Origin of the sequence: Enterobacter cloacae (genome assembly GCF_011078175.1) — a bacterium.
In the GTDB taxonomy this organism is placed as follows: domain Bacteria; phylum Pseudomonadota; class Gammaproteobacteria; order Enterobacterales; family Enterobacteriaceae; genus Enterobacter; species Enterobacter cloacae_Q.
In genome coordinates, this window is sequence record NZ_JAALCJ010000007.1 from 36,868 (window position 1) to 52,269 (window position 15,402).

Below are 15,402 nucleotides of genomic sequence, written 5' to 3' on the forward strand. Positions count from 1 at the left end.
AAATGATTGCATTGTATTTCCATAAAAAAGTGATTCACATCACATTAACAAGTTATATCGCCAGGTGCTGCACAAAAGATAGACCGTTTAAGGCACTGTGGGTTGTTAACCTGGTGTCTATATTTACCTTTGCGCTAACTCATTGGTACGGAGAATGCCATGACTGAAAAAACCGGATTTGCACCTGCTGCGGCTCCGCATGCTTCAACCATCGTCTCAACCTCAGAAGAGGCCATTACCGCAGGCGAGACCTCCATTCCCTCTCAGGGGGAAAATATGCCTGCCTATCACGCGCGACCAAAGATGGCAGACGGCCCGCTGCCCATCGTGATTGTGGTTCAGGAGATTTTCGGCGTTCACGAACATATTCGCGATATCTGCCGCCGCCTGGCGCAGGAAGGCTATCTGGCCGTTGCGCCAGAACTCTATTTTCGTCAGGGCGATCCAAATGACTTCAGCGATATCCCGACGCTGTTCAGCAATCTGGTCAGCAAAGTCCCGGACGCGCAAGTACTGGCCGATCTCGACCACGTTGCCAGCTGGGCGGCGCGTAACGGCGGCGATCCGCACCGTCTGATGGTGACCGGCTTCTGCTGGGGCGGACGCATTAGCTGGCTGTATGCTGCGCATAACCCGCAGCTCAAGGCCGCTGTCGCCTGGTACGGTAAATTGGTGGGCGAAAAAACACTAAACTCACCGAAGCAGCCTGTTGATATCGCCACGGATTTAAATGCGCCCGTGTTAGGACTTTATGGCGGACAGGACACCGGCATTCCGCTGGATACCGTCGAGACTATGCGCCACGCGCTGCGGGCCGCCAATGCCAAAGCGGAGATCGTGGTATATCCGGACGCCGGACATGCGTTTAACGCGGATTACCGTCCGAGCTACCACGCGGAATCGGCGAAAGATGGCTGGCAGAGGATGCTGGCGTGGTTTAGCCAGTACGGCGGGAAGAAGTGAATGCTTTGCAGCCCCGGCAAGAGGCGGGGCTGCGTCAGGCCTTAATTCAGGCCAAGATGTTTCCACAGATCGTCCATCGGCAGCGTGGCCAGCGCGATACACTCATCCGCCGCGCCATACCAGATATGCAGCGTGTCATTACGCACCAGCGCCCCGCAGGTAAAGACGACGTTACCGAAAAAGCCTTCACGTTCATAGGGCGCACTCGGCTCCAGCAGTGGTACGGAAGATTTGGCGATGAGGGTGAGTGGGTCATTAAGATCCAGAAGCAGAGCGCCCAGGCAGTAACGCTGGCTTTCGTCCACGCCGTGATAAATTTCCAGCCAGCCGCGCGCAGTCTTGATCAGCGGTGCGCCGCCGCCCGACTTCAGCGCATCCCATTCGTCTCCCGAGCGCCCCAGCAGATGCCGGTGGTTTCCCCAGTGCAACATATCGGGTGATTCGCAGATCCAGATTTCCGGGTGGCCAAAATGGCAGGGCGCGGGCCGTGTAAGCGCCCGGAACGATCCGCCAACCTTCTCCGGGAAAAAACAAACGTCGCGATTATCAGGGCAGAAAATCAGCCCTTTCTTCTCGACGGAGACAAAATCAACGGTGGTCGCCAGCGCGGTGGAGATACCCAACGATGACACGGCGGAGTAGTTGATGTACCAGACATCTTCAATCAGGGTAATGCGCGCATCTTCGCAGCCAAATTCCTCATAGCGGCTGTCGGCGGTAATAAACGGCTGTTCATCGATGGTGAAATTTATACCGTCCTGGCTTCGCGCCAGGCGCAGGTGGGACATTGACGTCAGCCAGACCTGAGCCGGGTCGCTTTTCAGCACAATGGTACGCGGGTCGCTAAAATCATAGCGCGGGTCGTTGCGGTCGAACGTTTTTGTCGCCGGCTGCCAGCCGCCAGATTGCTGTACCAGTAGCGGCACGACGATCTTCTGTGGGTCATCATTTATCACGCTCTCGGCGACCCGAAGCAGCAGGATAATCTCTCCGTGATATTCCGTTACCCCGGCGTTAAAGACGCACTCCACTTTCCGTCCTGGCAGAGAAGGCACCACGTCGCGCGGGGCGATCAACGGATTATTACCGTGTCTCTTCATATACACTCCTTTTTATCAGAATTTGATTTTTGTCCAGCTGCGGCGCGTTTTGCCCGTACAGGACATCCCCTTCAATAGCCCACAAGGGGTTTTGTACCGGCTGGCCAAAATTCACGGCCACCCAGACCTGCTCCCGCGGCGTCGTTCGGGTAAACCAGACGCACGCCTTATGGCGTGTCAGTGGGCTGCACTCTCCATGCTGTAGCGCCCCGATGGCGGCCCGAAGCGCAATAAAGGTCTGGTACTGACGCCACAACGATCCGGGCGTCGATATCTGCTGTTCGGCATTGAGGAAGGGATAGTCCTGACTGACGGGCATCCACGGCATGCGGATGGAAAAACCTGCAAACGGGGCGTCGCGCCAGAGGAAAGGGGCGCGGGACCCATCCCGGGAATGTTCAATGGCCTGCGCCAGCGCGTCGGCGGCACTGCATCCCTGCCGTATTGCCGTGTCGTAGTAGGTTTTTCCCTGAATATCATAAATCTGATCGACCGTTTGAGGCACATAGTCAGGCATACCCAACTCCTCGCCCTGAAAAATAAACGGCACGCCGCGCACGGTTAGCTGTAGCGCCAGGACTGCCAACGCCCGGGCGGTGTCGTGCGGGCCTTCACCGAAGCGGTTAATCATGCGTGGCATATCGTGACTGGAAAAAAACAGCGTCGGCAGGCCAGAATGCAGCGCCAGCGTGGCGTTGATCTCGTCGCACAGGCGTGCCGCATCGAAGGTTTTCTGGCTGCCAATATTGAAGTTAAAAACCACGTCCATCAGCGACGGAGCCTGATAACGCGCCAGGATTTCCCTCTCCTCGCTGCCAATTTCGCCGATCAGGAAAACATCGCGTTGCTGCCTGGCATGCTGACACAGGCGTTGCAGCGTGCCGATAAGCCCCGGCTGGTTCACGTCATGTTCATGCTGTTGTACTCCCGCTTTCTCCGGGTTATCAGGCCCGATGCCACGAGTGCTGAGGAAGTTAATCACGTCGAAGCGGAAGCCATCGACCCCCAGCGCCTGCCAGAAATCAATCACCTGAAACATTTCCTGTTCAACCGCGGGGTTCGCCCAGTTTAAATCCACCTGCTCTGGCGCGAATTTATGGTAGTAAAACTCGCCAGTGTCCGGTTCCGGGCTCCAGGCGCTGCCGGAAAAAAAGGACTCCCAGTTGTTAGGGTGCGCGCTGAAAAGAAAATAGTCCCGATAGCGGCTTGCGGGATTATTCCAGGCATCCTGAAACCACGGATGCTGCGAAGAGACATGATTCAGCACCAGGTCGATAATGACGCGGATCCCCTTTTCATGGCAGCGATGAACGACATCGCGAAAATCGTCCAGAGTGCCGAACCGTGGATCGACGGCACAGTAATCGCTGATGTCATACCCGTTATCCACCAGAGGAGAGGGATAAAACGGCGTGATCCAGATAGCACCGATACCTAACGCGCTCAGGTAATCCACTTTTGAGAGCAGGCCGGGGAAATCACCCAGCCCGTCGCCGTTGCCATCGCAAAACGAGGGCAGATAAATTTGGTAGCAGGTGCAGGCCTGCCACCAGGATTGTTTATTCACCGTACGTTCCTTATTTCAGTGATAACGACATGCCCTGAAGGAAATATTTCCGGAACAGGATGAACAGCACGATGACCGGCAGCATTTGCACCACGGCACCCGCCATCACCGGCCCCAGATAAACGCCGTAGGATTTACTGAAGGTGGCCAGCAGCACCGAAAACGGCATTTTGTCGGCATCGCGCATGACAATCAGCGGCCAGAGGAAGTTGTCCCACGAGCTTGAGAAGGTAAATAACGCAACGATCGCCAGAATAGACTTGTTCAGCGGCATCATGACGTGGCGCAGAATGGCCCACAGGCTGGCATGATCCAGACGCGCGGCGTACAGGTAATCGTTGGGCGTGCCCTTGAAGCTCTGAGATACCATAAAGATCCCCCAGGCGCTCATCGCATAAGGCAGGATCATGGCACTGTAGCGGTTGATCAGCCCCAGCTCACGCATCAGCACAAACTGCGGAATGATGAACATAAACACCGGGAAAACCATCTGCACAATCAACAGATTACGGAAAGCGTTTTTGCCCCTGAATTCCGTTTTTGCCAGCGCATAGCCCACCAGCATGGAGGTGACAGTCACGCTCGCGGTCACGGTGACAGAAACGAAAAGCGAGTTAAACAGCGTGCGCAGAAAGGGTTTATCTGCCCGGTTGCTGTTATCGAATAGGAAGGTGTAATTTTCGAGCGTCAGCGTGCCCGAAAAGAGATCCGTGGTGTAAATCTGCACCGTGGGCTTCAGGGATGACACCACCATCCAGACGAACGGATAGAGCCAGCTTAGCGCCAGAATAAACATTAGCGCATGAATTAGCAGGCTCAGGGGCGTGAGTTTTTTCATTCATACAATCTCAATGTGCTTTTCGAATAACCGACGAAATAGCCAAATCATCAGGAAACTACAGGCAGCGACAATAATCGACATGGCAGCAGCCCAGGTGGGTTTCATATTTTGAAACGCGGCTTCGTACATCACCACCATGGGGCTGGTGGTACTGTTCAGTGGCCCGCCGCCAGTAATTAAATACGGCTCTGTAAAAATACTGAACGCCACCGTAATAGCCAGCACCATAACCATCACAATTTGCGGATTCATCATCGGTAACGTTATTGCCCACCCTTTTTGAAAACGCCCGGTTTTATCGAGAATGGCCGCACTGTAAATATCGGCCGGAATAGCCTGCATGCCGGAATAGAGAATTAATCCGTAATAGCCGACAAACTTCCAGGTCACGATAAGCGCAATAGAGAGCATTGCGCAGTCAGGGTTGGTAAACCACGGCACGGAAATCCCAAACCATGAAGACAATATTCGGTTAATCGGGCCATACTCATTAAACAGGCGCGAAAAGACAATCGAGTACGCCACCCCTGACGAGATATTTGCCAGTAAAAAACTTAAGGCAATAAACCCCCGACCATAGTGGATTCTGCGTAACCCGGCGGCAAAAAGCAGAGCAGTAATAAACACGATCGGGATATACCACATTAAAAAGCGGCAGATGTTCCACATGGATGTCCAGAATAACGTATCGTTCAGTACGCCAATAATATTCTGCAACCCGGTAAATTGCGGTACGCCGATAAACTGCCAGCGAGTCACGCTAAGCACAACCAGCCAGGCAAGAGGATAAAACCAAAACAGCAGCGAATAGCCGATCCAGGTGGAGGCCAGCAGGCCTCCGGTTCGGGATTCATATCCAGCCATCATGCCCCCTACTGGCCCGCGAGGGCGCTGATTTCCTGCTGAGATTGCTTCAGCGCGTCGGCAGGCGTACTGGTTTTGAATATCACGCGCTCAATCATTTGCGTCATGCTGCGCTGGACTTCTGTCGTCTGGTTTGTTGCAGCAGGAGGAAGCGCAACGTTCACCCAGGAGGCAATCTGTTTCTCAAGGGGATTTTGTTTGAAGTAACTGACAAAGATCGGATTACTCATCAAATCCGCGCGCGCGGGCGGCATCCCCGTCAGCTCAAGCCACAGCCGGTCATGCTCCGGGTTACTGAAGACCCACTGCATAAACTGCCAGGCCTGCTCCTTGCGCTTGCTGGAACTGAAGATCGCCAGACCTTTACTGTCGCCGAACGTATACGGGTGTTCAATGCCCGTCTCGGTCAGCATCGGGCCAATCTGAATCGTTTTTAAAATGTCCGGATACTGTTTGCGATATCGAGCTAAATCCCACGGCCCGCGCGCAGAGGCGATAACCTGCCCCGTGGCGAGGGGATCCTCGGCGGAAGTGAAGTCGTAGCTGCTCCACTTATTGTTAAACACGTTTGCCATGAAGGTCAGTACAGCCTCGCCAGCCGGCGTAGTCAGCGCAGGCTTTTTGTCGACAAGATACGGCTTGCCCTGGCTCTGAGCGTAAAACAGCGGAATGAAGTCGAACCAGCGCTCCCACCAGTTTTTACCTGCCGTAAGCTGTATCACGTAGCCCTGATTATCCGCCGCACGGCGCTTCGCCAGCGTGTAAAGCTCGTCGTAGCGAACCGGCACCCGATCAAAACCGTATCGCTTCAGTAAATCGCCGCGCCACCACCAGACAATTGGGTTGATATATACCGGCAACACCGTTTGTTTGCCGTTTAATTCCCAGGCTGACAGCAGAGAAGTCATTTGTCGTTTCTGAATCGTTTCCTGAAAACCCGGCATTTTGGATAAATCTTCTATCTGCCCGACATCCGCAAGCTGGCTGGCAAAACCAATAAATATATTGGTTGAAATATCCGGCTCAGTACCTGATGCCAGCGCGTTCATTATCGCTTCTTCTGAACTGTTAGCGGCAGGAATAGCGGTGAATTCAACAGGCATATGGGAAGGGTCTTTATTCCATTCCGCAACTATTTTACTCCAGAATGCTTCTTCATTGACGGTAGGTGTAACCCACATTTTAATTGTTTCACGCGCTCCGGATTGTGCCTCTTTTTTATCGTCAGGCCCGCAACCGGTAAGAAACAAGAGGAGTATTACCGATACTATTAATTTCGCTGCTTCTGCAACTCTCACGTTATATCTCCCTGATATCGATAAGTGTTAATCGCTCACTGCTGCACTCTGTGAATGGTGCGTAAGCTAACACCCCTTTTTTATGTTTAACGTTAAACAAATCACAAAACTATTTATAGTTAACGATAAACTCAGCCGCTATTGTTTATTTAATTACGCCCCATAAATAACTTACGTGAATATTAAATGCCAAAATCATTTAGCAAAATAAAGAATAAAAAGGTAACGGTTAAATCGCTGGCAGCAGAGATGGGTATTTCACATACTACGGTATCAAACGCGTGGAATAATCCCGAAAAGCTGTCTGCTGAATTACGTGAAAGGATACTTGGGCGCGCCCATCAGGTGGGATTTCAGGGGCCGGATAAACTCGCCCGGGCATTACGCACCGGAAAATCCGGCGCGATCGGCGTCATCTTTAACGATGCCATGAGTTATGTCTTTATCGATCCGCATGACGTCAGCCTGATGCGCGGCGTCGCGACCCGCTGCGAAGATCGTAATATTAATCTGGTGCTGATCCCGCTTCAAAAGGGGCCGTCATCGCTCACCACCCTGGTGGACGGGTATATTCTCAACGCCACGCATAACAGCGCCGCCATTATTCAGCAGACATTGGCCCGCAATCTGCCCGTAGTGACGCTCGATTTTCAGCTTCCGCAGTTCAGCAGCGTGTCGGTGGATAACACGCGCGCCATGCGTGATATCACCCACTACCTGATCCAAAAAGGTCATCGCCATTTCGGCATTATTGCCTTCCCTTCCCACCCGAACGCGCGCGGCATACGTCCTCTGACGCACCCAGTGACGGGGGATAACCAACTCATGCTTACCCGCGTGAATGCCTGCTACGACGCGTTTCAACAGCACGGTATTGCGCTCGGCGACTGCTGGCTGTGTGAAACCCATCACGATGAGCCGCATGGCGAAAGGGCAGCGGAAGCATTGCTGACGATACACCCTGAGATCACGGCGCTGATCTGCTTATCCGATCGTTTTGCCATCGGTGCGGTGAATTATTGCCGGCGGCAGCGTCTTGCTATACCCGGCCGGGTCGCCATTACCGGGTTCGACAATACTGCCCGGCAGCTCGACGGGCCCGGGCTTACGACCGTAGCGCAGAACGCCGAACGTAAAGGTGAAATTGCGGTTGATCTACTTCTGAACAATGGCCCTGTCACCCACGTTGTGCTGGAACACCAGCTTATCGAGCGTGATACGGCATGAGATAACCCTGCTTAAAATAAGAGTGAACTATGGATGAACTGACGTGTTTTAAAACTTATGACATTCGTGGCGTCGTTGACGACAATCTCACCCGAGACATTGCGCGTCGCATCGGGCGGGCGTATGCCGCCTGGCTGCATCCCCGGCGCGTGGTGGTAGGGGCTGATGTCCGCCTCAGCTCGGAGGCGCTAAAAACGGCCCTGATCGACGGGCTTACCGCAGGCGGCGTCGATGTCATCGACCTGGGCATGACCGGTACGGAAGAAGTCTATTTCGCCACCCGGGAATTGCGGGCAGACGGAGGGATCCAGGTAACGGCAAGCCACAATCCCGCGAATTACAACGGCTTTAAGCTGGTCGGTCTGGAGGCGCGTCCAATCAGTAATGACAACGGCCTGCTGGAGATCAAAGCGCTGGCGGAGCAAAACCACTTTCCACCCTGCGTGCGCCGTGGAGGCGTTTTTCCCTTCGACAATCGACCGACCTGGGTGAACTGTCTGCTGCGATTTCTCACTACGCCCCTAAAACGCACGTTACGCCTGGTGGTCAACGCCGGGCACGGCACCGCCGGTCCGGCGCTGGATGCCCTGGATGAGGGCCTGACGCGTGCGGGCGTACCGGTCGAGTTTATCCGTATTCATCACCAGCCAGATGGCCGCTTTCCCGCAGGCGTACCTAACCCCATGCTGGCGGAAAACCGACAAAGCACCCGTCTGGCCGTCATCGAACATCACGCGGATGCTGGCATCGCCTGGGACGGAGATTTCGATCGCTGTTTTTTCTTCGACGAGCGCGGAGATTACGTTGAAAACTATTATCTGGTGGGACTGTTTGCCGAACATTTTCTGCAACGCTATCCCGGCAGCCGCGTCATTCTGGACCCCCGCTTAATCTGGAACACGCTCGACGTGGTTGCACGCTGCGGCGGTAGTGCAATCGTCAGTAAAACCGGGCATGCCTTTATCAAAGCCCGGATGCGCAGGGAAGACGCCATTTACGGCGGCGAGATGAGTGGCCATCACTATTTTCGCGATTTTAATTACTGCGATAGCGGCATGATCCCCCTGATCCTGATGCTCCAGATCCTGGGCGCAACCGCGCTGCCGCTCTCTCAATGGCTGCGCCACGCGCAGGCCCGCTATCCGGTGTCTGGCGAGATCAACCTGACGGTCAACGATCCGGCTGCCCTCCTCCAGGACGTCGCCACGCACTATACCTCCGCCGCAGCCCGCCGCGACGATTGTGACGGCCTGAGCCTGGCCTTCGCAGACTGGCGTTTTAACCTGCGCGCCTCCAATACCGAGCCGCTGGTTCGCCTTAACGTTGAAACGCGGGGAGATGCCGCCCTGCTTGTCCATAAGACCCATGAAGTGCTGATGCTGATTTCTGCCCTGCAAGCGGCTAAGGAGACATTATGAGCTCTCTGTCATTACGACATATTCATAAAAAGTATGATAAAAACGTCATCGTGGCGGATCTGTCGCTGGAGATAGCATCAGGGGAATTTATCGTTCTCGTTGGCCCCTCCGGATGTGGGAAATCGACGCTGCTGCGCATGATTGCGGGGTTAGAGGCGCCAGACAGCGGCATGCTGATGATGGGGGATGAGGATGTCACCCACCTGGCGGCGGGCAAGCGGAGCCTGTCGATGGTTTTCCAGTCCTACGCCCTCTATCCGCATATGACCGTGCGGGAGAACCTCGCCTTTGGCTTGCGCAATATCCGCACCCCGGAGGCTGACATTGCGCAGCGCATCAACCATGCCGCCACCATGCTCAGGCTGGATGAGTTGCTCGACAGGCTTCCGCAACAGCTATCCGGCGGCCAGCGCCAGCGCGTGGCGATAGGTCGTTCTATTGTCCAGCAGCCCGCGCTATTTCTCTTTGACGAACCGCTCTCCAATCTGGACGCCGCGCTGCGGGTTGAAATGCGCCAGGAGATCCAGCAGCTCCACAATACCCTGAGAAACACCATGATTTACGTCACGCACGATCAGGTCGAAGCGATGACGCTGGCGGACCGTATCGTAGTGATGTGTAAAGGCACTATCGAGCAGACGGGGACGCCGCTTGAACTGTACAATACCCCGGCGAACCGTTTCGTGGCCGAATTTATCGGTACGCCAAAAATTAATATGCTACCCGCTATCTGGCAGCAGGGCGCATTGCATATCGATCCTGATACCGTTTTTCCGCTTTCGCGTCAGCCCGCAGGCATTCAGGAGGGGGAGGCGGTGTTTGTCGCGATCCGCCCTGAACACCTGCGTTATCAGCAGCCGGGGGATTTTAGCCTGAGCGGAAAAACGCGGCTATGCGAACTACAAGGGGATTCGACCCTGGTGTGGCTGGACGTGGCGGGGCACGCCGTGTGTCTGAAATCCTTCCAGCAGCTGAGTCTGCCCGCGCAACAGCGCATTACGCTGACCGTGCAGGAGGCTCATCTGCATATCTTTGATGCGGCAGGCAAGCGGATGGCCTTGTCGGAAAATGCCGCCTGATGGCGATGCCAGGCGGCAAGAAACGCGTGAACTTATCCTTGTCGCAAGTTCTGTGCCGCCTGCACCATGTTCGCCAGCGCCGCGCGGGTTTCAGGCCAGCCGCGGGTTTTCAGGCCGCAGTCCGGGTTCACCCACAGGCGCTCTGCCGGAATGCGCTGAGCGGCTTTTTTCAGCAGCGCTTCAATCCACTCCACGCTCGGCACGTTCGGGGAGTGAATGTCGTACACCCCCGGCCCGATTTCGTTCGGGTAGTCGAACTCTTCGAACGACTCAAGCAGTTCCATGTCTGAACGCGAGGTCTCGATTGTGATCACGTCGGCATCCAGCGCGGCAATGGAGTCCATGATGTCGTTAAATTCGCAGTAACACATGTGGGTATGGATCTGCGTATCGTCCTTCGCGACGGCCGCGTTGAGGCGGAACGCCTCCACGCCCCACTGTAGATACGCATCCCAGTCGCTGCGGCGCAGCGGCAACCCTTCGCGCAGCGCCGGTTCGTCAATCTGGATGATGCCAATGCCAGCGGCTTCCAAATCCGCCACCTCATCACGCAGCGCCAGCGCGATCTGTTTGGCGATGGTTTCGCGGGATACGTCTTCACGCGGGAACGACCAGCACAGAATGGTCACAGGCCCCGTCAGCATACCTTTTACCGGCTTGTCGGTCAGAGACTGGGCGTACTTCGCCCACTCCACCGTGATCGGTTCCGGGCGGCTGACGTCACCGATCACTACCGGCGGCTTCACGCAGCGCGAGCCGTAGCTTTGCACCCAGCCATTCTGGGTAAAGACGAAGCCGTCCAGATGTTCACCGAAGTATTCCACCATGTCGTTACGCTCGGCCTCGCCGTGCACCAGCACGTCCAGACCTAAACGCTCCTGCTCGATAATCGCCTGCTTGATGTGTTCCGCAATGCCGGTGCGGTAGTGGTTCGCATCCAGGTTGCCCTTTTTGAAGTCCAGACGCAGGCCGCGGATCTCAGTCGTTTGCGGGAAAGAGCCGATCGTCGTGGTTGGCCATGCTGGCAGGTTGAAGCGGGTGCGCTGGGCTTCGGCACGGACTTCATACGGACTCTGGCGCTGGCTGTCCTGCGCGGTGATGGCCGCCAGACGTTTTTCCACTGCCGGGTTATGCACGCGTGCCGAATGACGGCGCGCCTGAATCGGGGCGCTCCATTCGGTAATCGCCGCCGTGTCACCGCTGTTCAGCGCGTCGCGCAGCAGCGCCAGCTCTTCACATTTTTGCAGGGCGAAGGCAAACCAGCTTTTCACTTCGGGGTCGAGGCGGGTCTCCACGCTCAGATCGATCGGGCTGTGCAGCAGCGAGCACGAGGATGCCACCCACAGCTCACGTTTGCTGACGATATCCTTGATTTGCGCATATTTCTCGGTCAGATCGGCACGCCAGACGTTACGACCGTTTACCAGACCGGCAGAAAGCAACCACTCCGCGGGCAGACGCTTATGCAATTCCGCCACGTCGTCTTTGCCGTGAACCAGGTCAACGTGCAGGCCCTGAACCGGCAGCGCGGCAATCGTGCTCAGGTTTGGCGTCACGCCCTCGAAATAGGTGGTCAGCAGCAGCTTCACCTGGCCCGTGAGCGCGTTATACGCCGGTTTAAAGGCATCCAGCCACGCCTGCGGCAGCTCAAGCACCAGCGCCGGTTCATCGATTTGCACCCACTGAATACCGCGTTTGCCCAGCTCAATCAGCACTTGCTTATAAACCGGCAGAATATCCTTCAGCAGGCTGAGGCGGTCAAACGGCTCGCCTTTGACTTTACCCAGCCACAGGTAGGTGACCGGCCCCAGCAGCACCGGTTTCACCTGGTGGCCCAGCGCCAGTGCTTCGTCTACTTCATCCAGAAGCTGGGTCCAGGTCAGCCTGAACTGCTGGCCCTTAACGAACTCCGGCACCATATAGTGATAGTTGGTGTTAAACCACTTGGTCATTTCCGCCGCTGCCGCTGGCTCACCCGTTGGCGCGCGGCCACGGCCGATGCGGAAAAGGGTGTCGATATCCACCGATCCATCGTTGTTCTGATGACGAGCCGGCACGTTGCCCAGCAGCAGGCTGGTCGTCAGAACATGGTCGTACCAGGCGAAATCGCCCACCGGCAGCAGGTCAATGCCCGCCTGCTTTTGCTGATCCCAGTGACGGGCGCGCAGCTCACGTCCCACGGCCAGCAGTTCTTCACGGGTAGCGTTACCCGCCCAGTAGCTTTCTTGCGCTTTTTTCAGCTCGCGACGCAGGCCAACGCGAGGGAAACCGAGAGTGTGATTGCGGATTGTCATGGTATGCCCCTTGTGAATTTTTACGTTTTAGACGTCCAGATGTTTACACTTCCATAATGTAAAGGTACTGTATATTCCTCAAGCGCAAAATGTTCATGGCGAAGTGAAGGACTTTCATGATCGAGATAAAACACCTGAAAACGCTACAAGCGTTGCGGAACTGCGGATCGCTCGCAGCGGCGGCGGCCACGCTGCACCAGACCCAGTCTGCCCTTTCTCACCAGTTCAGCGATCTGGAACAACGCCTCGGATTTCGTCTTTTTGTGCGTAAGAGCCAACCTCTGCGCTTTACGCCGCAGGGTGAAATTTTGCTTCAGCTGGCGAATCAGGTCCTGCCGCAGATCGCCAGCGCGCTACAGTCCTGTAACGAGCCGCAGCAGACAAAACTGCGCATCGCCATTGAGTGCCACAGCTGCATTCAATGGCTAACCCCTGCGCTTGAGAACTTCCGCCAGAAGTGGCCGCAGGTGGAGATGGATTTTAAATCCGGCGTCACGTTCGACCCGCAGCCGTCGCTGCAACAGGGTGAGCTGGACCTGGTGATGACCTCCGACATTCTGCCGCGCAGCGGCCTGCACTATTCGCCGATGTTTGATTTTGAAGTGCGCCTGGTGCTGGCGCCGGATCATCCGCTGGCGGCTAAAACGCGCATCACGCCGGAAGACCTGGCAACGGAGACGCTGCTGATTTATCCGGTTCAGCGCAGTCGCCTGGATATCTGGCGTCACTTTCTGCAACCGGCGGGCATTAGCCCACAGCTGAAAAGCGTGGATAATACCCTGCTGTTGATTCAGATGGTGGCCGCCAACATGGGCATCGCGGCGCTGCCGCACTGGGTGGTGGAGAGTTTTGAACGCCAGGGTCTGGTGGTGACCAAAACCCTGGGTGAAGGACTGTGGAGCCGTCTGTACGCTGCCGTGCGCGATGGCGAGCAGCGTCAGCCGGTGACAGAAGCGTTTATTCGCTCAGCGCGGAACCACGCGTGCGACCATCTTCCGTTTGTGCGGAGCGCGGAGCGACCCAGCGGCGATGGACCCACAGTGAAGCCAGGATCACCGTACCCCCAATAAGGAAGCTCGGCCAGTGCGGCTGCTGCTGCCAGATGGCGAGGTTAACCAGTAGCCCCGCCGGGACATGCACGTTGTTCATGATCCCGAGCGTTCCGGCGTCGACCTGCGTCGCGCCATAGTTCCACATGAAGTACCCCAGCCCGGACGCCACCACGCCAAGCCAGACCAGAACGCCCCACTGCACCGACGTGGTCGGCAGCTTTTGCGGGTTACCGAGCAGAAACCACGCCGATACCGCGATAATCGCCGCGCCCATATAGAACCACGCAAACGCATTATGCTGCGGCATTGGGCGGGTTTCCATCAGGCGTTTGTAGCCCACCATGCCGATGGCGAAACTAATGTTGGCAAGCTGGACGAACATCAATCCGGTCCAGAAGTGTTCGCTTACCTTGTCATAGCGAATAATCGCCGCACCAATGACTGCCAGCGCAGCGCTCAGCAGGTATCCCCAGCGCAAACGGCGCCTGCTGAGCAAGTCATAAATCAGCGTGATGTAGAGCGGCGTCAGCACGGTAAAGAGCAGAAATTCCGAGACGGACAGGTAGACGTAAGCCCGGAAGCTGAACAGATACATGATGCCGAGCTGCATCGCGCCTACCAGCATGTATAGCACAATCGTTTTCAGCGATTGACCACGCGTACGCAGAAACGGCAGGAACACCAGCGCCGCCAGCCCTACGCGCATCAGTACCGAAAAGTAGCTGTCGACCGATCCAGCAAGGTACTCGCCAATCAGGCTAAAGGAGAAGGCCCACAGGATAGTGGTGATAATGAGTAGCGCCACAATGCTTGTCTCTCAGAAAGAAGGACAGGCATTGTAGCGGACTCTTCAGTTGACATCTGAACAATAAACAACCTAATGAAGATTATTCAAGGAACAGTTTGCGCAGATACTTAGGTACCGCGTTGTCAGCGTTGGAACCAATCACTTCCAGTTCCGGGTGCAGATCTTTCAGACGCTGATGCGCGTTTTGCATGATGCAGCCTTTACCCGCCATGGAGAGCATCTCGGCGTCGTTCATGCCGTCGCCAAAGGCGATACAGTCTTTCAGATCAAAGCCCAGCCGTTTTGCTACCGCTTCCAGCGCATGGCCTTTGGAGACGCCCCCCGCCATCACTTCCAGACAGGTCAGCGTAGAGAAGCTCACGTTCACGCGATCGCCCCAGCGGGCGTTGATCGCCTGCTCCAGCGGTAGCAGCGCTTCGTGGCTTTCGCAGGTAAAGAACACCTTGCTGATCCCTTCGGGATCCAACAAACCCGGCTCATACAGGGAGTAGTTGAAGACAGCTTCCTTGAAGAAACGCATTTCGTCCGGGCGATGACGGTTCATAAACCACTCGTCGTCGCGGTAAACGTTAGTGACGATCTCCGGGTTGTTATGCACAATGCCAAACAAATCGGTGGCGATGTCGCGATCGAGATTGTGGGTAAAAATCAGGTTGCCATCCGTGTCGTGAACGCGCGCACCGTTGGAGGTGATCATGTACGACTTGATCTCCAGATTATCGCGGATCTGCCCCACGTCCACGTGGTGGCGGCCGGTAGCAAACACAAAGTTCACGCCACGGGCAGTCAGGAGTTTTAAGGTCTCTTTCGCGTAAGGCGACAGGGTGTGATCGGGGGAAAGCAGCGTGCCATCTAAATCAGATGCAACAACCTGGTACATAGGGATTTCAA

Annotated in this window: 13 protein-coding genes; 5 read left to right on the forward strand and 8 right to left on the reverse strand. The window is 55.8% G+C overall.

Going from position 1 to position 15,402, the window contains the following annotated elements; genetic code table 11:
• The first annotated feature begins 159 nt into the window (after positions 1-159).
• Positions 160-963, forward strand: coding sequence for a dienelactone hydrolase family protein (locus G6Q29_RS15720; protein WP_165466346.1), 804 nt, complete (start codon positions 160-162; stop codon positions 961-963).
• 41 nt (positions 964-1,004) lie between these two features.
• On the opposite strand, the gene G6Q29_RS15725 is transcribed toward G6Q29_RS15720, so the two are convergent.
• Genes G6Q29_RS15725 through G6Q29_RS15745 form a run of 5 tightly spaced genes read right to left on the reverse strand, consistent with a single transcriptional unit; the run spans position 1,005 to position 6,633 of the window.
• Positions 1,005-2,063, reverse strand: coding sequence for a glycoside hydrolase family 130 protein (locus G6Q29_RS15725; RefSeq protein ID WP_165466347.1), 1,059 nt, complete (start codon positions 2,061-2,063; stop codon positions 1,005-1,007).
• A complete protein-coding gene (locus G6Q29_RS15730) occupies positions 2,047-3,630 on the reverse strand; it encodes an alpha-glucosidase (RefSeq protein WP_165466348.1) in 1,584 nt (527 codons plus the stop codon). Before G6Q29_RS15730 ends, G6Q29_RS15725 begins: the two co-directional genes overlap by 17 nt.
• A 10-nt stretch (positions 3,631-3,640) precedes the next feature.
• On the reverse strand, positions 3,641-4,468 hold the full coding sequence (locus G6Q29_RS15735; RefSeq protein ID WP_165466349.1) for a carbohydrate ABC transporter permease: 828 nt from the start codon (positions 4,466-4,468) through the stop codon (positions 3,641-3,643).
• Positions 4,469-5,335: a carbohydrate ABC transporter permease gene (locus G6Q29_RS15740; protein WP_207309803.1), complete on the reverse strand. Its 867-nt coding sequence runs from the start codon at positions 5,333-5,335 to the stop codon at positions 4,469-4,471.
• An 8-nt stretch (positions 5,336-5,343) separates the two neighbouring features.
• Positions 5,344-6,633, reverse strand: a complete 1,290-nt coding sequence (locus tag G6Q29_RS15745) for an ABC transporter substrate-binding protein (protein ID WP_165466351.1) — start codon at positions 6,631-6,633, stop codon at positions 5,344-5,346.
• 186 nt (positions 6,634-6,819) lie between these two features.
• On the opposite strand from G6Q29_RS15745, the gene G6Q29_RS15750 reads away from it, so the two are divergent.
• From G6Q29_RS15750 to G6Q29_RS15760, 3 genes are read left to right on the forward strand one after another with little or no spacing between them, the layout of a single operon-like run.
• A complete protein-coding gene (locus G6Q29_RS15750) occupies positions 6,820-7,860 on the forward strand; it encodes a LacI family DNA-binding transcriptional regulator (RefSeq protein ID WP_165466352.1) in 1,041 nt (346 codons plus the stop codon).
• A gap of 29 nt (positions 7,861-7,889) precedes the next feature.
• Positions 7,890-9,278: a phosphomannomutase CpsG gene (locus tag G6Q29_RS15755; protein ID WP_165466353.1), complete on the forward strand. Its 1,389-nt coding sequence runs from the start codon at positions 7,890-7,892 to the stop codon at positions 9,276-9,278.
• On the forward strand, positions 9,275-10,357 hold the full coding sequence (locus G6Q29_RS15760) for an ABC transporter ATP-binding protein (RefSeq protein ID WP_165466354.1): 1,083 nt from the start codon (positions 9,275-9,277) through the stop codon (positions 10,355-10,357). Before G6Q29_RS15755 ends, G6Q29_RS15760 begins: the two co-directional genes overlap by 4 nt.
• 32 nt (positions 10,358-10,389) lie before the next feature.
• Here G6Q29_RS15760 and metE read toward each other — a convergent pair whose 3' ends face one another.
• Positions 10,390-12,651 carry a 5-methyltetrahydropteroyltriglutamate--homocysteine S-methyltransferase gene (metE, locus tag G6Q29_RS15765; RefSeq protein WP_165466355.1) on the reverse strand — a complete coding sequence of 754 codons (2,262 nt, stop codon included), beginning with the start codon at positions 12,649-12,651 and terminating at the stop codon, positions 10,390-10,392.
• 116 nt (positions 12,652-12,767) lie between these two features.
• Between metE and metR the strand changes: the two genes are divergently transcribed.
• Positions 12,768-13,721: an HTH-type transcriptional regulator MetR gene (gene metR, locus G6Q29_RS15770; protein ID WP_165466356.1), complete on the forward strand. Its 954-nt coding sequence runs from the start codon at positions 12,768-12,770 to the stop codon at positions 13,719-13,721.
• Here the strand turns inward: metR and G6Q29_RS15775 are convergent.
• Together G6Q29_RS15775 and yigL are read right to left on the reverse strand one after the other, a co-directional pair.
• Positions 13,609-14,508 (reverse strand): carboxylate/amino acid/amine transporter, encoded by a 900-nt coding sequence (locus G6Q29_RS15775; protein WP_165466357.1) that lies wholly within the window; start codon positions 14,506-14,508, stop codon positions 13,609-13,611. The two genes, metR and G6Q29_RS15775, sit on opposite strands and share 113 nt — an antisense overlap.
• 82 nt (positions 14,509-14,590) lie before the next feature.
• Positions 14,591-15,391: a sugar/pyridoxal phosphate phosphatase YigL gene (yigL, locus tag G6Q29_RS15780; RefSeq protein WP_165466358.1), complete on the reverse strand. Its 801-nt coding sequence runs from the start codon at positions 15,389-15,391 to the stop codon at positions 14,591-14,593.
• Between the last annotated feature and the right edge of the window lie 11 nt (positions 15,392-15,402).

Coding starts and splice junctions, on each gene's coding strand:
- G6Q29_RS15750 (WP_165466352.1), top strand. CDS start 6,820: ATGCCAAAATCATTTAGCAAAATAAAGAATAAAAAGGTAACGGTTAAA.
- metR (WP_165466356.1), top strand. CDS start 12,768: ATGATCGAGATAAAACACCTGAAAACGCTACAAGCGTTGCGGAACTGC.
- G6Q29_RS15740 (WP_207309803.1), bottom strand. CDS start 5,335: ATGGCTGGATATGAATCCCGAACCGGAGGCCTGCTGGCCTCCACCTGG.
- metE (WP_165466355.1), bottom strand. CDS start 12,651: ATGACAATCCGCAATCACACTCTCGGTTTCCCTCGCGTTGGCCTGCGT.
- G6Q29_RS15760 (WP_165466354.1), top strand. CDS start 9,275: ATGAGCTCTCTGTCATTACGACATATTCATAAAAAGTATGATAAAAAC.
- G6Q29_RS15755 (WP_165466353.1), top strand. CDS start 7,890: ATGGATGAACTGACGTGTTTTAAAACTTATGACATTCGTGGCGTCGTT.
- G6Q29_RS15720 (WP_165466346.1), top strand. CDS start 160: ATGACTGAAAAAACCGGATTTGCACCTGCTGCGGCTCCGCATGCTTCA.
- G6Q29_RS15725 (WP_165466347.1), bottom strand. CDS start 2,063: ATGAAGAGACACGGTAATAATCCGTTGATCGCCCCGCGCGACGTGGTG.
- G6Q29_RS15735 (WP_165466349.1), bottom strand. CDS start 4,468: ATGAAAAAACTCACGCCCCTGAGCCTGCTAATTCATGCGCTAATGTTT.
- yigL (WP_165466358.1), bottom strand. CDS start 15,391: ATGTACCAGGTTGTTGCATCTGATTTAGATGGCACGCTGCTTTCCCCC.